We start from the raw sequence: 21,900 nt of genomic DNA on the forward strand, positions 1-21,900 counted from the left end.
CTGTGAGACATACCGGCATGAGATGGAAATTTCACCGGGTGGACGAGCTGTTCCGGACCAGTGAATGTTCAGGTCGAAATTGATGACATTCATGACTGGTCATTGTCACAACGTTGGAGGCATCTGGTTCGCATAGCAACGAATGCAGACTGCTCTAGGGAGTTGAAAGAGGTTATGTCCGCGACTGCGCTTTTCGGAAATTACGCAAGATCGAACCTGAGTTTCGATCACGGGGAAGGTGTCTGGCTTGTTACCAAGGACGGCCGACGATTTCTCGATTGCGGTTCCGGCATTGCAGTGAATTCCTGCGGGCACAGTCATCCCCATCTTGTAAAGGCGTTGCAGGACCAGGCAGCGAAACTCTGGCACATTTCCAACCTGCACCAGATGCCGGAAGGTGAACGCCTGGCACAGCGACTGGTCGACAACACCTTTGCAGACAAGGTGCTTTTCGTGAATTCCGGTGCCGAGGCGATGGAAGCCGCCATCAAGTGCGCGCGTCGCTACCAGTATGACAACGGTCAGCCGGACAGGTTCCATGTCATAACATTCGAGGGTGCCTTTCACGGTCGTACACTCGGGACTATCGCGGCAGGTGGCCAGGCCAAATACATGGAAGGTTTCGGCCCGAAAGCACCAGGCTTCGACCAGGTGCCGGCAGGCGACCTGGAGGCTTTGAAAGCGGTGATCGGTCCGCAGACGGCTGCGATCGCGATCGAACCCATTCAGGGTGAGGGCGGTATCAAGGAGATGCAGCCCGAGTTTCTGCGTGCGCTGCGCCAGTTGTGCGACGACAATGGTTTGCTGCTCATATTTGATGAAATCCAGACTGGTGTCGGACGCACGGGCAAGATGTTTGCCTACGAATGGTCCGGTGTCGCTCCGGACCTGATGGCTGTGGCGAAGGGGATCGGCGGAGGATTCCCGGTCGGGGCCTGTCTGGCGACCGCGGAAACCGCGGCGGCTCTTGCACCGGGAACGCACGGAACGACATTTGGCGGCAATCCGCTTGCAATGGCGGTTGGTAACGCGGTGCTCGATGTCATCCTGGCAGACGGCTTTTTGCAAGACGTGCAGAAAAAAGGGCTGAATTTCAAGCAGAAGCTTGCGGGCCTTGTCGACAGCCATCCCAAGGTCCTTGAGCTTGTCCGTGGGTCAGGTCTGATGATGGGGTTGAAGTGCGTCGTGCCGGCGGGAGACTATGTTGCTGCGGCACGCGATGCCGGGCTTCTCGCGGTGCCGGCCGGTGACAATACCGTGCGCATCATGCCGCCACTTACGATGACCGAAGACGAAATCGCGACCGCCGTGGAGCGCCTTGAACAGGCTGCCCAGGCGGTTGAAGCAAAGCTTGTGGAAGGAGCGGCCGAATGACCGCGAACGGAGCTTATAGAAATTTTCTGGACCTCACCGATTTCGAGGGTGACGACCTTCGCGGCATTCTGGATATCGCCCGAAAGATAAAGGCATCCCGCGATGGTGTCCGCCGGGGCGAGGGACCGCTTGCCGGCAAGGTGCTGGCCATGATTTTCGAACAACCGTCCACACGTACGCGTATATCTTTCGATGTCGGCATGCGCGAACTCGGCGGCGAGACGCTCATGCTGACGGGTACGGAGATGCAGCTTGGCCGTGGCGAAACCATTGCGGACACCGCACGGGTCCTGTCCCGTTTTGTCGACGCCATCATGATCCGCATCCTGGACCACAACGAATTGAACGAGCTCGCAGAACACGCGACCGTTCCCGTCATCAATGGCCTGACCAAGATTTCGCATCCTTGCCAGATCATGGCCGACCTGATGACGTTCGAAGAACATCGTGGATCGATCCGCGGAAAGAGCGTCGCCTGGACCGGGGACAGCAACAATGTGCTCGCATCCTGGGTTCATGCAGCACCTCGCCTCGACTTCGAGTTGCGCATCGCCACACCGGGGGAATTGGCACCGCCGCAGGAACTGATTGAAGCAGCACGCGCCAAGGGTGGTTCCATTCAGGTGACCTCGGACCCATATGAGGCGGTCAAGGGAACCGACTGCGTTGTGACGGATTGCTGGGTATCCATGGGAGACGACGATGCGGAATCGCGTCACAATCTCCTGGGAGCCTATCAGGTGAACGAGCGTCTCATGGCTGAAGCAAACAGCGAAGCTCTGTTCATGCACTGTCTGCCGGCACATCGCGGCGAGGAAGTGACTTCCGAAGTCATGGACGGTCCCAATTCTGTGGTGTTTGATGAAGCCGAAAACAGGCTCCATGCCCAGAAGGGCATTCTGGCCTGGTGTTTCGGAAGGGATTGAGGCAAGGCCGACGTGGCACTGAATCTTGAGGAACTGGGTATTGCACCCGCAGGGCTGGACGCTGTCCGGCCCTTTGCCGTCGAAGGTCTAGACGTGCGCGGCCGCTCGGTCGCGTTCGGTCCGGTTCTGCAAAGCATCCTGGATCGGCATGACTATCCTGAGCCGGTTTCGCGCCTGCTGGCCGAAGCGATTGTTCTGGCGAGCTTGCTCGGGACATCCCTGAAATTCGATGGCCGGTTCACACTGCAGACCCAGACCCAGGGACCAGTGTCGATGCTGGTTGTTGATTTTGCGTCTCCCGATGCGATACGCGCTTGCGCCACATTCGATACCGGGCGTGTCGAAGCGCTGGTGAAGGCCGGCAAGGCAACACCGGAAGCACTGCTTGGTCACGGCCATCTTGCCATGACAATCGACCAGGGCCAGCACATGCAGCGCTATCAGGGGCTGGTGGAGCTGGACGGGATTTCGCTGGAAGAGGTTGCACGGCGCTATTTTGACCGGTCCGAGCAGATCCCGACGGAAGTCCGGCTCGGTGTCGGCGAGCTCTACACCCGCAACGAAGGTGAGGGTCACTCCAAAACCTGGACCGCGGGCGGCATTCTCATTCAGTTCCTGCCGGAGGCGCCGGAGCGGTTGAGGCAGGCGGATATTGACCCTGGAGATGCCCCGGAAGGGACACAGCTGCACGAAATGGAGGAGGACGATGCCTGGGTGGAAGCCAAGGCGCTCGTCGACACCGTGCAGGACGTTGAGCTGACCGACCCGGAAGTCAGCGTCGAAATGCTGTTGTTCCGCCTCTTCCACGAACGCGGCGTCCGTTTGTTCGATCCGCAGCCGTTGTCGGACAAGTGCCGTTGCTCCAGGGAAAAGATCGAAGGTGTCCTGTCAGGCTTCAGCGTCGAGGAAAAAGACGAAATGACCGTTGATGGCCGGATCGTCGTGACTTGCGAGTTTTGTAACGCGAAGTACGAATTCGACGGCTGAAGACCGCGGTTCGTTTGCAATCATGGACAGTCGGACACACTTCGTTACAATTTTGCGAGTGCCAATTATCCTGCTTAGGCGTATTCGGGTCTTGAATTTTGCACTGCGAATAAAATCTATTTGCATGCGTGATAGTATTTAACCCGATCAGAACGAAGAAGCTCCGGTGCGCCGATAATGTTGCAATCCTTGCCTCAGGAATCCGGAAATGAACCGGCCTCCGAAATCCTCCCGCCGCCCGACCCGCAGCCAGGTGGTCGCTGGCGGCGAACCTTGCTCGTTCTCAAGGCGCTGCTTCAGGCACTGATTGCCTTCGCGATACTGATTGGTGCGTTCATGGGCATGAACACCCTGGTCGCGACAAAGCCGGACGTTCCCAAGCGCCCGATTCAGGAACGAAGCTATGCCGTTGAAACCGTCACCGTGGCGCAGGGCGATTACGCGCCGGACATCAACGTGTTCGGTGAAACCACGGCTGGGCGTGAGGTCGAATTGCGCGCCCTTGTCGGCGGCGAGGTTGTCGGTGTCCATCCCAATCTGAAGGCGGGTGGCCATGTTTCGGAAGGGGATGTGCTTGTTGCCATTGACCGCTTTGAATATGAAGGCGCCGTCACCGAAGCGGAAGCCAATCTTGCAGAAGCAAATGCAGGGCTTGTGGAAAGTGAAGGCCGGGTCGAACTTGAAAGGGTAAATGTACTTCGCGCCCGCGAACAGCTGGAATTTGCTCAAAGAGACCTGAAGCGTGCTGAAGAACTGGTCGATCGTGGCGCGGTCACGGAAAGAACAGTCGATGACCGCAAGCTGCTCGTGTCACAACGCCAGCAGTCGGTCGAGCAGACCCAGAACACGCTTGCGCTCGAAGAAGCAAAGGTGGTGCAGCAAAAGGCTACGGTCAAACGTCTCGAGTGGCGCCTCGAAAATGCGATGCGGCAACTGGACAACACCATCCTGAGCGCCCCATTTGATGCGATTGTGCGCACGGAAGCAGCCGAACCGGGACGACTTGTCAGTGTCAATGATGCTGTCGTTGCGCTTTACAGCAGCGACGAATTCGAGGTCCGTTTCACCCTTTCCGACAATCAGTATGGACGCCTGCTTGCCGAGAGCGGCACTGTGGTGGACCGCCCGGTTGAAGTGATCTGGTATCTCGGCAATGCGCCGGTTACCTATCCCGCAACCGTGAGCCGGATCGGCGCCGATGTCGCCAGCACACGTGGTGGTGTGGATCTCATTGCAACGATCGACAGCGCAAACGCGGCCGTGCCGCTTCGCCCGGGTGCATTTGTAGAGATCTCGTTACCGGATCAGACGTATCGGGACAGTTTTCGGATTCCCGAGACAGCCTATTACGGCGAAGGCACGGTCTATGTGATTGAAGACGGAAGGCTCAGGCCGCGCCAGGTCGATGCGCTGGCGATTGATGACGGCTTCATACTGGTCAGCGGTGATCTTCAGTCTGGTGAAACCCTGCTGACGACACGCATTCCCGAAGCCGGCTCCGGCCTGCTTGTGAATGACGTCGCGAAGCAGCCAGAAGGATCTCAGGACGGTGCTCCTCAGACGGCGAACAACCGCAAATCCGAGACCGAGTAACGGAAGGGTTGCGCGATGAGAGAAATTCGATCCCGCGGTTTCCTTGAACTGATCGTTCGCCACGCGAATGCAGCGAACCTGATCATGGCGGTCATGGTCTTGTTCGGTGCGTACGGTCTGGCCAAGCTGAACACGCAATTCTTCCCGACGGTCATAACGGACAGGATTTCCGTTTCCATCTCCTGGCCCGGTGCCAGCGCGGAAGACGTTGCCGCCAATATTCTTGAGGTGATCGAGCCTGAGCTGCGGTTCATCGACGGGCTCGATGAAATCGTGTCCTATGGCCGCGAAGGGGCCGCATCGGTGCAGATGGAATTCATCGAAGGCACCAATATGCAGCAAGCGCTGTCCGATGTGGAACAGGCCGTGTCAGGCGTCACGACGCTGCCACTCGATGCCGAAACACCTGTCGTATCCGCCTCCACATTCACAGACGGCGTCGCAACAATAGCACTGCGTGGCCCGTTTTCGGAGCAGGCGCTCAAGGTCTTTGCCCGCCAGATCCGTGACGATCTTCTTGCGCGGGGCATCGACAAGGTTGAACTCTACGGCTACCGGTCCCCGGAATATCTGGTTGAAATTCCGGAGCGCGAGCTCAGACGGCTGGATCTGACCATAGCCGACATTGCGGGACGGATCGCCGGTAATACAATTGATCTTCCTGCCGGCAATCTCGACGGCGCGGTCGAGCGTCAGATCAGGGCCCTGTCCGAGGACCGGTCCCCAGAAGCGGTTGGCAGGATCGAGGTCAAGTCCTTTGCATCCGGCGAAAAAACGCGTGTTGAAGATATCGGCACTGTTGTCCGGGACTTTGATTCAAGTGAAAATCAGGGCTTTTCGAAGGGGACGCGGGCGATCGAACTGCAGATCCTGCGGACGGAAAAAACCGACACGCTGAAGGCTGCCCAGATTGTCGATGACTATCTTGACGACATCTCCCGGCAATTGCCGCAGACGCTTGAGATCCTGAAATACGATGTACGCGCAGACGCGGTGAAAGGTCGGATTTCACTCCTCGTTGAAAACGGTCTTACGGGCCTGGTTCTGGTCGTTGCCATCCTCTTTCTTTTCCTGAATGCGCGGATCGCGCTCTGGGTCGCAGCCGGAATTCCGGTCGCAATGATGGCGACGCTCGGCATCATGTGGCTGATGGGCGAGAGCATCAACATGATCTCCATGTTTGCGCTCATCATGATGCTTGGCGTGATCGTCGATGACGCCATTGTCGTGGGCGAACACACGGCAACGCGCCAGAGTATGGGTGACAGTCCGGACGACGCTGCGGTCAACGGTGCGACCACGATGCTTGCACCGATTTTTGCCGCCAGTCTCACCACGATTGCAGCCTTTCTGCCGATTCTTCTGGTGAGTGACGTGCTTGGCCAGATTATGGGAACTTTGCCGGTTGTCGTGGTCGCGGTGGTAATCGCCTCCCTGATCGAATGTTTCCTTGTTCTGCCGGGTCACTTGTCGCATGCCCTTGGCAGTCGCCCTGGATGGAGCTGGTGGCGTGTTGTTATCGTGGCGGGTGTTCCGGCGTTTTTTCTGAGCGCGCTGGTTGCACAACCGGATATTTCAGTTCCGCCCTATCTCGATATTGTCGATGATCCGCTCCGCAGTCTCAGGGACACGGCAGGCGTTTTCGTATTCGAGATGATTGTTGTCAGTGTCTGTTTCGTTTTGGCGCTGGCGCTGGAAACACTCCTCATGGCCCTGCGTCGAAGCAAGCAGCGGCAGGAAGACCCCGACCGGCCAAGCTGGTTCCGCCGGGGCTTCGATACGGGCTTTAACTGGGTGCGCGACTATCCATTCCGGGCCTTTGTTGCTGTCGCGGTGCACTGGCGTTATGCCACGCTGGCCGTGGCGATCGCAGCCATGGTCCTTGCGGTGGGCCTGGTGCGCGGTGGACGGGTCGGCTTTACGTTCTTCCCGTCTCCGGAGGCGGAAAACCTGACGGCGTCGATCTTCTTCCATGCAGGGATTCCCGAAACGGAAGCAATTGCAGGTATCGGCAGGATCGAAGAGGCGCTGAAAGACGCGGAAGCCGGATTGACACGTGACAACGGTGAAACGCTTGTCCAAGCCACCTATGCCACGTTGGGCAGGGCCGGAAACAACCGCGGCGACAACGTTGCCAACATCACGGTTCAGCTCAGTCGTTCGGAGGACCGGACTGTTCGCACCCCTGATATCGTGCGCGCCTGGCGAGAAGCAATTCCGTCCATTCCCGGCACATCGCGCATAGCAGTCGCGGAGCGCCGGGGAGGGCCTCCAGGCCGGGATCTCGATATACGCCTGACGGGGGCTTCCCTGCAGGACCTCAAAGTCGCCGCTGAGGAATTGCAAGAGGAACTATCTGCATTTCCCGGCACAAGCGCAGTCGAAGACGATCTGCCTTTCGGCAAACCGGAACTGCTGGTGGAACTCACTCCACGAGGGCGTGCGCTCGGCTTCACCGTGGAAAGTGCGGCCCGGCAGATCCGCAATGCCTTTGAGGGCAATATTGCAAGACGTTTTGCCGAAGGTGACGAGGAAGTTGCCGTCCGGGTGAAGCAGGTCTTCGGCGCGGACGGAACGGCGGCGCTTCGGCAATTGTCTGTGCGGACTCCGGCTGGCGAATTCGTTCCGTTGACAGAAGTGGTCAACCTGACGGACGCACAAGGGTTCTCCGTTATCCTGCGGCGAGACGGTGGAACCGTGGTTTCGGTTGTCGCGGACGTGGACAGCACGATCACGTCGAACAACCAGATCATTGCCGAACTCAGCGCGGAATTCCTGCCTGCACTTACTCAGAAATACGGCTTGGAATACTCGTTTGCGGGCCGTGCGGAAGAACAGTCCAATGCCTTTTCGGACCTCCTGACAGGCGTCATGATGGCCGTCGCTGGCATATACATAATCCTGGCGGCGATCTTTGGCAGTTACTCCAGGCCGATCGTTGTGATGTCGATCATTCCCTTCGGGATCGTCGGCGCGATTGTCGGCCACTATCTGATGGGCTTCAACCTCACGATCCTCAGTATGATCGGCCTTCTGGGACTGGCCGGAATTCTGGTCAACAACTCGATAATTCTGGTCGCGCGCTTCGAGGAGCGTTTGTCACTTGGCGAAGCAATTGATACGGCGGCAATCGGTTCCAGCTGCGATCGCCTGCGTGCCGTGTTGCTGACCTCGATGACCACGATCGGCGGTCTGCTGCCGCTGATGTTCGAAACCAGTCTTCAGGCGCAATTCCTGTTGCCGATGGCAATCACCATTGTCTTCGGCCTTGCGACGGCGACAGCCCTGGTTCTTGTCCTGGTTCCGGCGTTGGTCATGATCGGCGACGATATCGGCAGAATAGTCTTTCTGAGCCGAAGGCGACAGGAGCATCCAGGTTCTGGAGACGGACGGAACCTTACTCCGGCCGAGTGACCGTCAGCGCGACAGGGCGAAGGTCGCCGTTGCCGCCGCCGCTGCCCGGATATTGCCATCGAGCGTTGCCGGAGACTTTCCGCGCGGACCAAAATCGTGATTGCCGTCTTCCAGGTAGGTGAGGGAGACGTGTTTAGGCAGTGCAACAGCGTCGAGTTCGGCTTTCGAACCGAAGGGATCGCGGTCGCCTTGAAGGATCAGCACAGGGCGCTTTGCCTCATCGAGCGGGGCCAGGCGCCAATCCGCGTCTGGCTTGCCTGTCGGGTGGAAGGGATAGCCGAAACAGCAGATGCCCTTGACCCGGGCAGGCAGGGAGCCGCCACCGCCGAGCATCGCCGCAACGCGCCCACCCATGGATTTTCCGCCGAGAAAAAGCGGTCCTTCCGTGCCCGACAACAAGGATTGTAGCGCAGTCTGGAATTCACCGATCAGTTTGTCAGCGCGCGGCGGGGGCTTCTTGGAACCTCCCGTTCGCCGACCGGCCATATAGGCAAATTCGAACCTCGCAACGGCTATGCCTTCTGCCGCAAGTGCTCCGGCCAGCTTTTCCATAAAGGCGGAATCCATCGGTGCACCGGCGCCATGCGCCATTAGAAGCGTGGCTTCGGGAGAGGTGTCGGTACGGTTCCAGATTAGGTTGCTCATGGTGATGTGATCTGTCGCAGCTTCAAATGAGGGAATGCGGACTATACTTTCAGGAATGAAGAACTAGATGATGTCCATGTTGTTTGCCTTATCGTTCCTTGCTGGATGTTACAAGCGGCTTCGGGACCTTCCGGAAGAGAGACGGCATGTTTGAACAGTTCGACATCAACCAGCTGCGCATGGCCTGTTTTGGCGGAATTTTTCTGGTCATGGCCCTGTTGGAAGCGGGACTGCCCAGGCGCCAGATGGAAAACGGCCGGCTCAAACGCTGGCCTACCAACTGGGGCCTTATCCTCCTCGATTCCATTCTTGTGCGCCTGATTTTTCCAATTGGAGGGGTTGGACTGGCGCTTCTGGCGCAGGAAAATGGCTGGGGTCTCTTCGGCTTGCTGGGTTGGACCGGTCTTCTCGCCGGGATTGTCACGTTCCTGGTTCTGGACCTCGCCGTCTGGGCCCAGCACGTGGCCTCGCACAAGGTTCCGCTGTTCTGGCGCATTCACCGCGTCCATCATGCGGACAGCGAAGTCGATGCCACAACCGCGCTCAGGTTCCATCCGATCGAGATCCTTCTTTCCTTCGTTTGGAAGGGCCTCGTGATTGTCGCCCTTGGCGGACCTGTCGAAGCTGTTCTGGCCTTTGAAATCGTGCTGAACGCGTCCGCGGTTTTCGGGCATGCGAATATCCGGATTCCGAAAGGCTTCGATTGGCTGCTGCGCCTTTTGATCGTGACACCGGACATGCACCGGATCCACCATTCCGTGATACGACGGGAAACCGATTCAAACTACGGTTTCTATCTCTCCATCTGGGACAGGCTCTTCGGAACATATGTCGAGGAACCCGAAAAAGGACACCAGGCAATGGAAATCGGCCTCGGACCGTCTTTGACGCCCAACGCTCACAAGCTGCCATTCAGTCTTGTCATTCCGTTTCTTGAAAACAGGCGGATCAAGGAAGATGAGGGCGACAAGGCCGAAAGTGCGGACAAGGCATCAGTAAAAACTGAAGGGAAAATAACGCAGGTATAACTCGCGGTAGATACCTTTTTGCTGCAATTGCCTGAGCGCGTAGTTGAGCGCGGCGGCGCGCTCGGTGTCCTCCGGTCTGGTCGCTATCGCCATGCCCTGGTCGAAATATCCAGGCTCCAGCCAGGGGCCGCCGACGAAGTCGCAACACCCCTCCGCCGCCTCGCTGGGCAACCAGAAGGCAAGACCCAGGCCGTCACCGAAATGCACGTCCGCTTCGCCGTTTTTGACCGCCGCACGGGCGGCGGCGACGGAGTCCAGTCCGAGTATGTCTGCACCGGGCCAGAAACGTTTTGCAAATGCCTCGTACCGTGATCCTGACACGACCGAAATGCTTTTGCCTGCAAGGGCTTGTTCGTCGAACGCTTTGGTGTCTTCTTTCTGGACAACGAATCTTGCGGGAAGTTTGAGATAATCGTCGGTAAAATTCAGCCGGCGCGTTGCGGGTAAGCTTCGCGAAAGGCCGGAAATGATGGCGTCGCCTTCTTCCTCGTCAAGTGCAGACAAAAGCACATTGAAGTTTTTGATCCTGAGCGCACAGGAACTTCCAAGTTCCTGGCAAAGGGCGCGGGCAAGATCGACATTGAACCCGGTCAACCTGCCTTGAGGGTCGCGGAACACGAAGGGGGGATAGTTGTCGGTTGCGAGGAACTGGATCTTGTCCGGAATTGAATTTGGCCTGTCATGGACAGCTTTGGGATCCCAGAAGTTCGGAACGCGGACATCTGCGGACTGTCCGTAACCGGAAGCCGGAAGCAGAAAAACAACAAATACCGCGAACAGGGACGCGACCTGAAATTGCTTCATGAAACCTGAGCTCGTGAGACCGGGTTGCTTGTCATGGTTTCGGGCGACTGTCCATGTGACCGGGGCAGGCGAGTCGCCTTTCTTTCAGCAGATCATAGCGGAAACCGACACCGTGCGTCAGAAAAATAGGTTCCCTTGATCTCGGCACAAGATCACAAACACGGACAACGACGTCAGCGACGCGGCTCCATCCGGTCTGCGTGACAATCAGCCGGCTTCGTCCGCATCGCACCGTGTTGGTACGTGCAGATCGCCGAACAGGTATTCGCTGACCAAACGCACCGAACTGGGAAAAGGAGCGTCAATGTTTAGTGAAGCTCATCCTTCTCCAGGTCCGTAAGACTGACCCGGTCAGCCATCTTGACCAGCCAGCGCAGGGTCTTTTTCTGTTCGCTATCCAGTTGATCCATCTCAGAAATTTTTAATACGGTTTCACGATGATTGTTCCAGGCCAGGAAAAAATCAACAACATCGGACACATCATCAATTATAGAGCTTTTTTCAGACAATTTTCTTGCTCGCGGTTCTGTTCCTCACTGCGTGAGTTTAGAGGGAGTTGGCTGGACACGAGTGTGAAAAAAGTGTGAAGCGGTTGGATAGAGGCTATAACTGCTGTTCTATAGAATACGTATTTTTCTCGAGGCGATGGGGCATGCGCGCAAAGTTATTGGAAATCAGTTTGTTCGGTTCCTGTATCGTCCGCTCGCTTGAGCCCGGGGCGTTCGAGATCACAGGCAAGAAGCACCGTGCAATCTTCGCGTTGCTTGCAACGGCGCCTCATGGCTGCAGAAGCCGGACTTTCCTGCAGGAAACCCTTTGGGGAGCCTCCTGTTATGATACGGGCAGGCAAAGCCTGCGGCGCGCCTTGTCAGACATCAAGTCTGCAATGGGGCCATATTACAGTCAGCTCATCAACACCAACAATTCTGAAGTCACACTTGATTTGAGCAACGTCGTCTTCGCGGGTCAACCCGGACAGGGGACGTTCCTGGAAGGCCTTGACGTGCCTGCGCCCCTGTTTGAGGAGTGGCGTGATTCGGTCAGAGCCAACCCTGAACAGATCCATGCGCTGTTCCGCGCGCCAACCTCCGCGTTGCCAAGACCGCCTGTGCCGACGGTAACGGTGATGCCGTTGCTCAGCATTGAAAGCAATCCCGAGCTGACGATACTGGGAGACTGGTTTGCCGAAGAGATTTGCCGTTCGCTTTCCAGAACGAACCTCCTGGCGGTCATATCGCATTTTTCCAGTCGCTCACTTGCCGGACGCCGGATCGATATCGAGGTCATCCGTTCCAAGCTGAAAGTTGATTATTGCGTGGCAGGAAGCATCCGGCAGATCAACGACGAAGTTATTACAGATGTCGATTTTCTGGACGCCGAGACCGGGCGCATTTTGTGGACCCGGCAGTTCAGCGGAAAGCTGAATGACTTTATAAGTGACGCCGGTCAGGGCCTGACCAACATCGTGACATCCGTCGGCAATGCCATTGCTTCCGACACGCTGCGCTATGTTCGCGGTCGGCCGATCAGCGAAATCGCCGACCACAAGCTTCTGATGGCAAGCGTAAGCCTGATGCATCGTTCGACCCTGCGTGATTTCGCGAAATCACGCGAATTGCTTGATGAGGCCCTGAGGCGATCGCCACGGTCGGCGGAGGTGCATGCCTGGCGCGGCAAATGGCACGTCCTGAGTGTCATCAACGGTTGGAGTTCAGATCCGGCGAAAGACACGAAGAGTGCCGTTGGCAGTACTACCAAGGCGCTTGATATCGATCCGGAAAACGCGTTCTGCATGACAATCGACGGTTTTGCGCACAACAACTTGCTGCGACGGTTGGATGTGGCATCCAACCGCTACGAAATTGCACTTGACCAGAATCCGAATGAGGCACTCTCGTGGCTTTTGCGCGGAGCGCTCTACGCGTTTCAGGATTCAGGTGAACAAGCGGTTCATGCGGTCGACAAGGCCCGCAAGTTATCGCCCATTGATCCCTTCAGGTATTTTTACGATTGCCTGAGCGCGACAGCTTACCTGGCGGCAGAAGATTACGAAAAGGCGTTGCAGTTCGCCAACAGTTCGTTGGAGCGTAACCAACGACACCTTTCAACGTTGCGTGCAAAGATTATTGCACTTCATTTCCTGGATCGAACTGCGGAAGCAAAGGAAATTGCAGATGAATTACGGCGCAGGCAGCCGACATTTTCGGTTGAGGGCTACATGAACGCACACCCGGCGGCCGACTATCAGGTTGGCCAAAATGCAATGCGCGCCCTGCGGGCGGTTGGTTTTTAGACGAGTAATTGAAGGGGGTAATCATGGCCTATTTCGGTGGAATTGGCGGTATCGGTGGAATTGGTGGCATAGGTGGCATTGGAGGTATCGGTGGCATTGGCGGCATCGGGAACCTGAATGCAACCGGTCTCGGCAGCTTTCTTGGAGGCAGTGGAGCGCTTGACCCTCTGACGATTCAAGGTCTGCAAACCAGTGCCCAGGCGATAAGTCATGCAGCCGGGGATGGAACCACTCATCCATCCAGGGAAATGAATTTTTCGTCGAGCGAAAACCTCGACAAATGGGCGGACTGGGTCCGGGCATCCCTTTATTTAAGCGATTTCATGAGCGAACTTTCCTGGGAAGCGAAACAAGGCCCCACCGATGAAGTGACGCTGTCCTATCGCTCTCACGGCGGAGGTGCACTGCAGCCGTTCTTCTCCGTGGTCCGCCCCGATGGTGAACTGTTCGACAAACAGCTGGACCTTGTTCGTTCCTATATGGACCAGCGCCCTGAACGCACTGCGGAAATTACGTCGCAACTCGGGTTCCCGACCCCTTATTTCGCAATGATAATCGGTCTCATCCCCGGCAGGAACAACAAGACCCTTGAACTGATCACCCTGACACAGGTTCTGGCAGCGCATGTTGCGATGATCGTGAAGCATCATCTGGCAATTCGGCGCCCTGACCGAATTGGAGTATCGATCCTGCCAATGATCCCGACACCGGGTCATGGCAGCTTTCCGAGCGCGCATGCGACCGAGGCCTTCGCGGTCGTGCGTATGCTCGAGGGACTGATTGATGCGTCGGGGTCTCATTATCCCGATGGTGACAAGCGCAAGAACCTGCTGCGCAAACAGGCCGAACGCATTGCCGTCAGCCGGACGGTTGCCGGAGTTCATTACCCTGTCGACAGCTGGGCCGGTGCGTTGCTGGGCAAGATGGTTGGCGAGATGGTGTTGAACAAGTGTGGCGTGCAGACCGAAATGCGAGGGCTGAAATACGAAGCCCGCGCGGAGTCGGACTTCATGATCTCGCAATATCAGCCGACCAAATGGGGCGCTCACGGTGTCTCCGAACTGGAGCTTTGCACTGTCGACAAGAGTGACCAGTTTGAATGGCTCTGGAAGAGTGCGGTCGATGAGTTTGACCTCTAGGAAAGGGCGAACCGAGCATGACCGATACAAGCACAAATGACGGTGGTCTCGCAGACGCCGTCGCGATCAAGAACTATCTTGGCCCCTACGAAGCCTGGAATTTTGGTCTCGGCAAGGCCTACGCTTTTCCAGCTTATCGCGGTGACGACGTTCGTTTTTTATCGGCATTGGCGGAACATCCAGAACCGCAAAGGCCGCATTCTCTTCTTGATAGTGTGGCGAGCGATGGTCACGGAATGTGGCTTCCGACCGTCTGGGGCAAGGAGGACGACGTTGCCCTGCGCTTCTGGCCGATCGTTGTTGAAAACCGTTCAGATGACGGCATTGCACCAGACAGCTTGGCCCTGAACCTCACGGAAGCGATGCCGTCGGACCCGATTGGAGAGGCACGCTTTCGCATGGCCTTTCCTGTTGAAGAGGAAGCGATGCACCGCCACGCCAGGCGAATGACGGCTGATCCGGACTGGAAACCGGATACAGGCGTCGGGACCGGTGATGGACCCAAAAGGACGATTAATGTGTTGGGGGTGATCGACGACGGCATCCCGTTTGCTCACCGGAATTTCCGTGCTGCCGATGGCAAGAGAACCAGACTGGAATTCTGCTGGTTGCAATCGGCACACAAGAAAGAGGGGCAAGACCATCCAAGTGTGCTGTTTGGCCGGGAGTTCACCCGAGAAACCATTGAACAGCTTATCGCGAAGCACCCGGAGGATGAGGATGCGCTTTATGCAGAGGCAGGAGCTTCCGACCAGCAGTTCGGTTCGGGGGCGGCCATCAACCGGCTTGCAACCCATGGCTCGAATGTCATGGATATTGCTGCTGGCTCAAATCCGGACAAGGGACACGCCCCACCGGAAGAAACCCGTCTGATCGCCGTGCAGCTTCCCAACACCTATGGTTGGGACACGTCCAGTTTCGGCAAGGACATGTATATGCTGTCCGCCGTGCATTACATCCTTGAACGCGCAGAACGGATTGCTGAAGGTTACGGGGTCAAGGATATTCGCGTAACCATCAATATCAGTTACGGATTCTCGGCCGGTCGCCATGACGGGGAGGGAGAACTGGAAGCTGCGATGGATGAGATCGTCGCAAAGCGGCGCCAGTTGGGCAGACCGACCGCGATCGTCATACCATCCGGAAACACTTTCCAGGATCGGCTGCACGGGGAAATCACATCCGGTCACCTGGGGTCGGGGTCTTTTGAATTCAGCTGGAAAACCCAACCGAACGACCTGTCGTCAAACTACCTCGAAATATGGTTTCCCGATCAGCTGGATCCCGGTGACTTTGATCTTGAAGTCAAGGGTCCGTTTGGCAAAATCAGCGCTGAAATGGCGTTGAAACCCGATCCGTCATACCAGCATGGCGACCCGCGAAACTTCAAGTCAATTCAGCTCGATCCACCTCATCAAGGCGACGCCATCGGGCAGATCAGTCTCGACAATCACAGGAAGTCCGGTCGCTGGCGTGTCCTGATCGCGCTTGCGCCCAGTGAACCGCATGACCCTGCCTTGCCGGCAGCCCCTGCGGGTGAATGGAAGATTGTCCTGAGCCGCGGAGATGTGGCCCCCAGGGATCACGAACCGATCTATCTCTGGGTGCAACGCGATATCGATCTGGAGCCCTTTTTGACCGGTTCCCGTCAGAGCTATCTTCACGATGATGACTATCGCCTCGTAAGCGAAAAGGGTGCTGAAGAAGAGAGCGATCAACCAGACAGCAATGTGAAACGTTTCGGCAGCCTGAACGGGATGGCAACCGGCGCGACCACTTTGGTCGTTGCAGGATCGCGACCAGTGATCGGATCCCGTTTCGAAAGGGGTGAGTTGACGGCATCGACCTTCAGCTCCGCCGGAAAAACCGCCTCCGGTCCAGCGGTCGGCGGCGTCGATTGCACGGCACGGGCTGACCGGTCGAACATAGTTCCCGGCATCGTCGGGGCAGGAACCCGCAGTGGTTCCTATTCTTCTGTTCAGGGTACAAGCGTTGCCGCGCCGCTGGTTGCAAGGCGACTTTCGGAAGCATTTGCCAGATGTTCGGACCAGGAGATCAAGAGCGCGGAAAAAGACAATTACCTTCCGATCGTGCAATCGATTGCATTATCGGATCAAAGTGTCGAGGGTCGTGCGCGATTAGGTGAATTTCTGGTTATTTGAATTAGTAAAAGTTGAAAATTTACTCAAAAGCCCGGTTTCAGCCGGGCTTTTTCATTTGTTCGGAACTTAATTCACGCTTTTCTCACGCGCGTGAGCGCAATGAATATTGTAACTAATAGCCTCAAGAGCAGAGCAACAGCACAGACGCGTTCCGGAGACGGAAACAAGTGCGACAGAAGTATCCCTCGAAAGGTGGTTCCGTGAAGAGGGAAGATTGAGCGTCCGGCTTTGAAACGGATATTTGCGGGCCACGATGCACCGGGAAACGGTTGCCACGAGGCCCGACGCGAGGAAGACAGCCCCATCGACTGCCTGCTTCCTCAAACAACGTATCGACGAAAGCTTTGGAGGTAATCATGTACGCCGACATCCTGGAAGCGACAGTCTTGAACAACACGCGATATGAGAAGGATCCCAACAGATGCCTTGCCTATCACGTTCTGGATGACAATCGTGTTCCACTTACTCAAGAGCAGGTTGCTGTTGAGTGGTCAGCGTCAGGCAAGGGAGAAGATGCGCACCCGATCAGGATTCGCCGGTCGCCGATCCGCATCTGCGCAAGTGGTGACTCCTGGATCAACGTTGTGATCGAAGTGTCACGGTATCTTGGCTACAACAAGACCTTCTTCGACATCCTCGAATGTTACTACCAGACAGCAAGCTCTGCCTGGCCGGGATACACCTTCGACGACCTGATCGAGCAAAAGCCTTTCCGCGTTCACGTGGATACCGGTGTCTATGATTATTTCGTGTTTTCAGGCGGCGGCAACGAGCTGCTGGGCGGCTGCGCTCTTTCCAGGCTGCTGAAGGACAGAAGCGCTGTATTGGGGTCCGATCGTGCGGAAGACTATCTGCACATGGATCGACTGGAAGCGGTTCTGGAGAAGTTGAAAAAGGGATATGTCGAGATTGCCGAACACGTCCTGAAACAGGCGCCGCGCACGCAGTTGCTTGTCCAGGGATACGACTATCCGGTCGCACACAGCGACGGGCCATGGTTCGGTCGTCCCTTCGCAAAGCGCAATTTCCGCTTCGAAGCTGACAAGGAACTGATCAACGCGATCCTGACTTATCTCGTCGACCGTTTCTACGGCTTCCTTCACGATGTCGATTCTCAGTTTCCGAACGTGACCGTGGTTGATATCCGGAACATGGTTCGCGGTCGCTGGACGGACGAATTTCACCCCGAAGTCGAGGCATCAAAGGATATTGCCGGTTACTATCGAAACGTGATTGACGGGTATCATTTTGTGTAAGTTTTCAGTTTTGCGGGCAACCGCACCAGATCTTTTGCCGACGGTCCGAAAGGACCTGAAGCGCTAGGCATTTAATCTGAAATTTGTTTTTAATCGTGTTCGGTGGCGGGGCTTGTCCCCGCCGCTTATTTTTTTGAGGCGAGACTTAATGTTCGAGCCTGCGGGCGCTGGCGGAAACATCATTTTGTTCTGGGGCAGGTGCTTCGGTCGCCGCTTCCGATTTGCCGAAAATCTGCGGATAGGCCTTTTTCGTAAAGGGATAGATCAGTTGACCGCGAAGGCTCTGCTTCATGTTGTCCGTAACACCCGTGGGAACGTCACAGGGTCCTGGAACACGACAGGTGCCGAACATCTGGTCCCAGAGCGAGAATACGGTTGCGAAATTGGTGTCGAAGGCCCTTGGGTCGGTCGCATGGTGCCAGCGGTGCATGGCCGGCGACACGAAAATCCGGCCGAGCGGACCATAGGTCCATGGCAGGTCCGCGTGGATGAACGCGCCATAATAGTGCCGGACGAGGCCGTTCGCGACGATTGCGAATGGGGGAACTCCCAGGAGGAAAAGCGCTAGATTGTCGATGACAAACGTTGTGAACCGGTTGATCGGATGAAAGCGCTGCACCGCGATCCAGGTCATCTGCGTGTCGGAGTGATGCACCGCATGCGCAGGCCAGAGGACCCAGGTATGCTCCAGCCTGTGCCGCCAATACCCGACGAAATCGGCAATCGCGATTGCGATCAGTATTGTCAGCCAACCTGGCAGTTCCGACCAGGTGTCCAGCGATAAGAGGCTCAGACCATTGTCACGGACGAGTTCTGACAGGAATGTGCCGAGAATGATGATCATCGGCACAATGAACATCGCGTCAAACAGCATGAGTTTGACGTTGAGGTGGATTTCAGGCAGGGCCCTGCGCAGGTCGTCCAGAGCTTTTTTCCGCCGCATGAGCATCGCGAGCAGCGAAAAAAAGATGATCGGCACCAGCAGTCCCTTGAAAGCCGAAACGACGGCCGCGATCGAGGTCGCAATAAGATTGATCAGCGCTTCGCTCATTGAGCCACAAGCCTTTGCACAACAGGAAAATATCGCCTGTGACAGCTTATCGGCCGGGGTGTTAAGGCTGGCTTAAGGGGTTGCCGGCGCTAAGGACGTCTCGTCAACAGCGCCCTGCATCCGTCTTCGTGAGTACTGAAAACAGCATCCACGAGACCAAAGGCCAATTTGCCTCGCTATGGGGTCCAAATTCTGATGTGATCGCTCTATTGGAGCGGCGCGTCAACCAGATCAGCAACTGCCGAAGTTTGCTGGTTTGGGCGATTCCGAAGTGTCCCCTCGTTTTCAAGGCTGGAACCTAGTTCAGATAACCGAATGTTCGGGGTAACCAGAGCACAAGACCCGGAAACAGGATCAACGCGGAAAGTGCTGCCAGCAACACTGCCAGAAAAGGCCAGATTTCCCTGATGATTTCATTCAGCGGGATGCGGGTGACCGCGTTGATGACAAACAGAAGGATGCCGTAGGGAGGGGTAATCAATCCGATCATGCAGTTCACGACTGCCACCACGCCGAAGTGAACGAGGTCGATGCCAAGCTCGCGGCATGTCGGTATGAAAAGCGGAATGATGACGAGGATGATCGTCGTGGCATCCAGAACGCATCCCAGAAGCAGGAGCAGAATATTGACCATGATCAGGAAGGCCAGCGGGTGGATATCGAGGCCAACCAGTTGCGCCGCCATGAGTGTCGGGATGTTCTCTGAAGCAACGATGTAGTTCAGGATCAACGCGCCACCGATCACGATGCCCACCGCCGCGGAAGACCGTGCGCTTTCAACGAGGATCCCGTAAAGCGAACGAAGCGACAGGGCCCGGTAGAAAAGTCCTGCCAGGACAAGCGCATAGAAGGCGGCGACCGCAGCAGCTTCGGTTGGTGTCGTGACGCCGCCATAAATTCCGTAGAGCAGGATCGCGGGCATCAGAAGGGCCGGGAAGGCGTTGACGGTCAGTTGCGGCAACTCTACCAGGGGAACCGCCGGCTCCAGTGCGAAATTCCGGCGATGCGACAGCCAGATGTTGAGCCCCATCAGCACGGCTCCCATCAACAAGCCCGGAACAATTCCTCCCAGAAACAGATAGCCGATCGAGGTGTTGGAAACGAGCGCATAGAGCACCATCGGGATCGATGGGGGAATGATTGGCCCGATGGTGGCGGACGCGGCGGTGATCGCGGCTGCATAGCCGCGCGTGTAGTGACCGCTTTTGGTCATCATCTCGATAATGATCTTGCCGATCCCTGCCGCGTCGGCCACGGCGGATCCCGACATTCCGGAAAAGATCAGGGACGCAACAATGTTTACGTGGCCCAGCCCTCCACGGAAACGGCCGACAAGTGCGATGCAAAACTGCAGAAGCCGATCGCTGATCGTTCCTGCATTCATGATGTTTGCGGCGACGATGAACAAGGGAACAGCCAGAAGCACAAAGCTGGAATAAAGCCCGTCCATGAGCACTTTTCCGGCAAGGCCGATGTCTTGTCCTGCAGCAAACAGATAGACCAGCGATGAGACCAGGATGGCATACGCGATCGGCGCACCGAGGCCTGCCAGCAGAAACAGTGTTCCGAGGCACAGCAGAAATTGAATGCTCATTCGCTCTGTCTCCGGCCGTCTTGCTCGGGCATTTCAGGCAAGCCATGGCGGTAAGCCTGCCAGACAGTCCAAAAGTAGCGCGCCGAGACTGCGACGAGAAACAGCATGTAGACCACATAAAGGTCGCGCATTCTGATCCAGTCGCCGAACAATGAAGAGAGCGTGGCGGTTTTCTTGAGCCTCAGTATGTAGAACTTGGACCAGGTGGGTTCAATCGAAACGGCGAGGCCAATGGCAATGCACAAGCCGAAGACAATCACGAAGATGCGCCTCAGCTTCCGGTTGACCCGGCTGTACAATATGTCGAAACGCACGTGATCGTTTTCGCGAACCACAAAGGCATTGCCCCAAAAAACAAGCCATAGCCACATGACAAGGCAAAGCTCCAGGGTCCAGCCAAACAGCGTCGGTTCAAGAAAAGGAAGATATTCAGGCAGCCACTCCAGGCGTGCCGAATAACGGATGAAAATTTGAAGTAAGAAGGTCAGGAACATAACGGCCATCATGGCCGCTGCGGCCGCCTGGGCCGCGTGTCTCAGACCTGCAGCAATCTGTTTCATGTTTGCCGTTCACCAATTTGGGCAAGGGCGAAACTTCACCCTTGCCCTGCCTGGGTTAGTTGCCCAGTGCGTTGATTTTATCAAGCACACCGTCAGGCCAGGAGGCAGCAAACTCGGAACCGACATATTGAGATTGCACATGGTCACGGAAGGCATTCAGGTCCGGTTCGTAAATCGCCAAACCTTTTTCTTCCAGAAACGATACCAGTTCAGCTTCCTTTTGAAGCTGGGCATTGCGACCGCTTTCGGCGGCAGCTTCCGCTGCAGCTTTCACTTTCGCCTGCTGTTCCGGAGTGAGTTCATCCCAGACAGCCTTTGAGAACGCCACGTAGTTCAAATCCACCAGATGCGAAGTCAGTGCGATCTGATTGGTGACTTCGAAAAACTTTGCATCCACCACGGTCGGCAGAGGGTTGTCTTGCCCGTCGACAGAACCGGTTTGCAATGCGGTGTAAACTTCCGTGAAAGCCATCGGAGTCGGGTTTGCACCCAGGGCTTTGCCCAGGAACTGCCATGCATCGGTCCCCGGCATCCGCAGGTTTACACCGGCAAGGTCAGCCGGGGTTTTGACCGTCAACTCATCCTTGGTTTGCCGCAGGTTGACATGACGGCGGCCCAGATACATGACGGCCAGAAGTTTCACACCCAGTTCGTCTTCTACCTTCTGTTTGAACGGGTCCATCAACGGATCGTTGAAAACACGCACCTGATGGTCGGCATCCTGATGCACATAGCCAGTCGCAAAAATCGAGAACTCGGGGAAATACTGTGCGAGTTCCTGGGCGGATGCGATCGACATTTCCAGGTCACCCGAAGCGATGGCTTCAAGCTCCGAATTCTGTTTGATCAGTGACGCATTGTAATGGGGCTCGTATGTCGCGAATTCCGCCACTTCCGGTGCAAATACTTCGGCCAAGGCGACCGACCGCTGGTCGGTTTCGGATGCCGGCGTCGACATGCGAAGCGTAACCTTGTCGTCAGCCACTGCGGACGTGGCAATCGCCAAAGCCGTCAATGCAGCTAAACTATTAAGAACAAAAGATGATTTCATTTTACTTCCTCCTCAGTCATTGC

At 56.5% G+C, this 21,900-nt stretch carries 17 protein-coding genes; 10 read left to right on the plus strand and 7 right to left on the minus strand.

Going from position 1 to position 21,900, the window contains the following annotated elements; translation table 11 throughout:
- Nucleotides 1-174 precede the first annotated feature (174 nt).
- The 5 genes from LA5095_RS01950 to LA5095_RS01970 all read left to right on the plus strand — a co-directional run bounded on the left by LA5095_RS01950 (nt 175) and on the right by LA5095_RS01970 (nt 8,294).
- Nucleotides 175-1,374 (plus strand): aspartate aminotransferase family protein, encoded by a 1,200-nt coding sequence (locus LA5095_RS01950; protein ID WP_055111458.1) that lies wholly within the window; start codon nt 175-177, stop codon nt 1,372-1,374.
- Nucleotides 1,371-2,300, plus strand: coding sequence for an ornithine carbamoyltransferase (argF, locus tag LA5095_RS01955; protein ID WP_055111460.1), 930 nt, complete (start codon nt 1,371-1,373; stop codon nt 2,298-2,300). The genes LA5095_RS01950 and argF overlap by 4 nt, the downstream gene beginning before the upstream one ends.
- 12 nt (nt 2,301-2,312) lie before the next feature.
- Nucleotides 2,313-3,287 carry an Hsp33 family molecular chaperone gene (locus tag LA5095_RS01960; protein ID WP_055111462.1) on the plus strand — a complete coding sequence of 325 codons (975 nt, stop codon included), beginning with the start codon at nt 2,313-2,315 and terminating at the stop codon, nt 3,285-3,287.
- 177 nt (nt 3,288-3,464) lie between these two features.
- Entirely contained in the window at nt 3,465-4,880 is a 1,416-nt protein-coding gene (locus LA5095_RS01965; RefSeq protein ID WP_055111464.1) for an efflux RND transporter periplasmic adaptor subunit, read from the plus strand.
- Between the two features lie 15 nt (nt 4,881-4,895).
- Nucleotides 4,896-8,294, plus strand: coding sequence for an efflux RND transporter permease subunit (locus LA5095_RS01970; protein WP_055111466.1), 3,399 nt, complete (start codon nt 4,896-4,898; stop codon nt 8,292-8,294).
- A 3-nt stretch (nt 8,295-8,297) separates the two neighbouring features.
- Here the strand turns inward: LA5095_RS01970 and LA5095_RS01975 are convergent, their stop codons facing one another.
- Nucleotides 8,298-8,939 carry an alpha/beta family hydrolase gene (locus tag LA5095_RS01975; protein WP_055111468.1) on the minus strand — a complete coding sequence of 214 codons (642 nt, stop codon included), beginning with the start codon at nt 8,937-8,939 and terminating at the stop codon, nt 8,298-8,300.
- A gap of 146 nt (nt 8,940-9,085) precedes the next feature.
- Here LA5095_RS01975 and LA5095_RS01980 point away from each other — a divergent pair, with 146 nt between their 5' ends.
- On the plus strand, nt 9,086-9,967 hold the full coding sequence (locus LA5095_RS01980; RefSeq protein ID WP_055112640.1) for a sterol desaturase family protein: 882 nt from the start codon (nt 9,086-9,088) through the stop codon (nt 9,965-9,967).
- On the opposite strand, the gene LA5095_RS01985 is transcribed toward LA5095_RS01980, so the two are convergent.
- Entirely contained in the window at nt 9,932-10,771 is an 840-nt protein-coding gene (locus LA5095_RS01985; RefSeq protein WP_082442729.1) for a transporter substrate-binding domain-containing protein, read from the minus strand. The two genes, LA5095_RS01980 and LA5095_RS01985, sit on opposite strands and share 36 nt — an antisense overlap.
- 308 nt (nt 10,772-11,079) lie before the next feature.
- Nucleotides 11,080-11,280 carry a hypothetical protein gene (locus LA5095_RS32290; protein ID WP_144436096.1) on the minus strand — a complete coding sequence of 67 codons (201 nt, stop codon included), beginning with the start codon at nt 11,278-11,280 and terminating at the stop codon, nt 11,080-11,082.
- Nucleotides 11,281-11,423: 143 nt separating this feature from the next.
- Here LA5095_RS32290 and LA5095_RS01990 point away from each other — a divergent pair, with 143 nt between their 5' ends.
- From LA5095_RS01990 to LA5095_RS02005, 4 genes are all read left to right on the plus strand, one after another.
- Complete coding sequence (locus tag LA5095_RS01990; RefSeq protein ID WP_055111470.1) at nt 11,424-13,064, plus strand: hypothetical protein; 1,641 nt, start codon at nt 11,424-11,426, stop codon at nt 13,062-13,064.
- Between the two features lie 23 nt (nt 13,065-13,087).
- The gene (locus LA5095_RS01995) at nt 13,088-14,203 is read left to right on the plus strand and encodes a phosphatase PAP2 family protein (protein WP_055111472.1); all 1,116 of its coding nucleotides are present in this window, start codon (nt 13,088-13,090) and stop codon (nt 14,201-14,203) included.
- Between the two features lie 17 nt (nt 14,204-14,220).
- Nucleotides 14,221-16,365, plus strand: a complete 2,145-nt coding sequence (locus tag LA5095_RS02000; protein ID WP_055111474.1) for a S8/S53 family peptidase — start codon at nt 14,221-14,223, stop codon at nt 16,363-16,365.
- Between the two features lie 356 nt (nt 16,366-16,721).
- On the plus strand, nt 16,722-17,621 hold the full coding sequence (locus LA5095_RS02005) for a regulatory protein RecX (RefSeq protein ID WP_055111476.1): 900 nt from the start codon (nt 16,722-16,724) through the stop codon (nt 17,619-17,621).
- A gap of 145 nt (nt 17,622-17,766) precedes the next feature.
- On the opposite strand, the gene LA5095_RS02010 is transcribed toward LA5095_RS02005, so the two are convergent.
- The 4 genes from LA5095_RS02010 to dctP form a co-directional block, all read right to left on the minus strand.
- Entirely contained in the window at nt 17,767-18,672 is a 906-nt protein-coding gene (locus LA5095_RS02010) for a sterol desaturase family protein (protein ID WP_082442730.1), read from the minus strand.
- A 298-nt stretch (nt 18,673-18,970) separates the two neighbouring features.
- Entirely contained in the window at nt 18,971-20,266 is a 1,296-nt protein-coding gene (locus tag LA5095_RS02015) for a TRAP transporter large permease (protein ID WP_055111479.1), read from the minus strand.
- Entirely contained in the window at nt 20,263-20,826 is a 564-nt protein-coding gene (locus LA5095_RS02020) for a TRAP transporter small permease (protein WP_055111481.1), read from the minus strand. Before LA5095_RS02020 ends, LA5095_RS02015 begins: the two co-directional genes overlap by 4 nt.
- Before the next feature lie 55 nt (nt 20,827-20,881).
- Nucleotides 20,882-21,877: a TRAP transporter substrate-binding protein DctP gene (gene dctP / locus LA5095_RS02025; RefSeq protein ID WP_055111483.1), complete on the minus strand. Its 996-nt coding sequence runs from the start codon at nt 21,875-21,877 to the stop codon at nt 20,882-20,884.
- Nucleotides 21,878-21,900 lie beyond the last annotated feature (23 nt).

Origin of the sequence: Roseibium album, from assembly GCF_001404515.1 — a bacterium.
GTDB lineage: Bacteria > Pseudomonadota > Alphaproteobacteria > Rhizobiales > Stappiaceae > Roseibium > Roseibium album.

Bases quoted from the DNA above. Each gene is read 5' to 3' on its own strand.
- LA5095_RS02005 (WP_055111476.1), top strand. From the start codon at position 16,722: ATGTACGCCGACATCCTGGAAGCGACAGTCTTGAACAACACGCGATAT.
- LA5095_RS01995 (WP_055111472.1), top strand. From the start codon at position 13,088: ATGGCCTATTTCGGTGGAATTGGCGGTATCGGTGGAATTGGTGGCATA.
- LA5095_RS02020 (WP_055111481.1), bottom strand. From the start codon at position 20,826: ATGAAACAGATTGCTGCAGGTCTGAGACACGCGGCCCAGGCGGCCGCA.
- LA5095_RS01980 (WP_055112640.1), top strand. From the start codon at position 9,086: ATGTTTGAACAGTTCGACATCAACCAGCTGCGCATGGCCTGTTTTGGC.
- LA5095_RS01975 (WP_055111468.1), bottom strand. From the start codon at position 8,939: ATGAGCAACCTAATCTGGAACCGTACCGACACCTCTCCCGAAGCCACG.
- LA5095_RS02015 (WP_055111479.1), bottom strand. From the start codon at position 20,266: ATGAGCATTCAATTTCTGCTGTGCCTCGGAACACTGTTTCTGCTGGCA.
- LA5095_RS01970 (WP_055111466.1), top strand. From the start codon at position 4,896: ATGAGAGAAATTCGATCCCGCGGTTTCCTTGAACTGATCGTTCGCCAC.
- dctP (WP_055111483.1), bottom strand. From the start codon at position 21,877: ATGAAATCATCTTTTGTTCTTAATAGTTTAGCTGCATTGACGGCTTTG.
- LA5095_RS02000 (WP_055111474.1), top strand. From the start codon at position 14,221: ATGACCGATACAAGCACAAATGACGGTGGTCTCGCAGACGCCGTCGCG.
- LA5095_RS01965 (WP_055111464.1), top strand. From the start codon at position 3,465: ATGTTGCAATCCTTGCCTCAGGAATCCGGAAATGAACCGGCCTCCGAA.
- LA5095_RS01950 (WP_055111458.1), top strand. From the start codon at position 175: ATGTCCGCGACTGCGCTTTTCGGAAATTACGCAAGATCGAACCTGAGT.
- LA5095_RS01985 (WP_082442729.1), bottom strand. From the start codon at position 10,771: ATGAAGCAATTTCAGGTCGCGTCCCTGTTCGCGGTATTTGTTGTTTTT.
- argF (WP_055111460.1), top strand. From the start codon at position 1,371: ATGACCGCGAACGGAGCTTATAGAAATTTTCTGGACCTCACCGATTTC.
- LA5095_RS01990 (WP_055111470.1), top strand. From the start codon at position 11,424: ATGCGCGCAAAGTTATTGGAAATCAGTTTGTTCGGTTCCTGTATCGTC.
- LA5095_RS02010 (WP_082442730.1), bottom strand. From the start codon at position 18,672: ATGAGCGAAGCGCTGATCAATCTTATTGCGACCTCGATCGCGGCCGTC.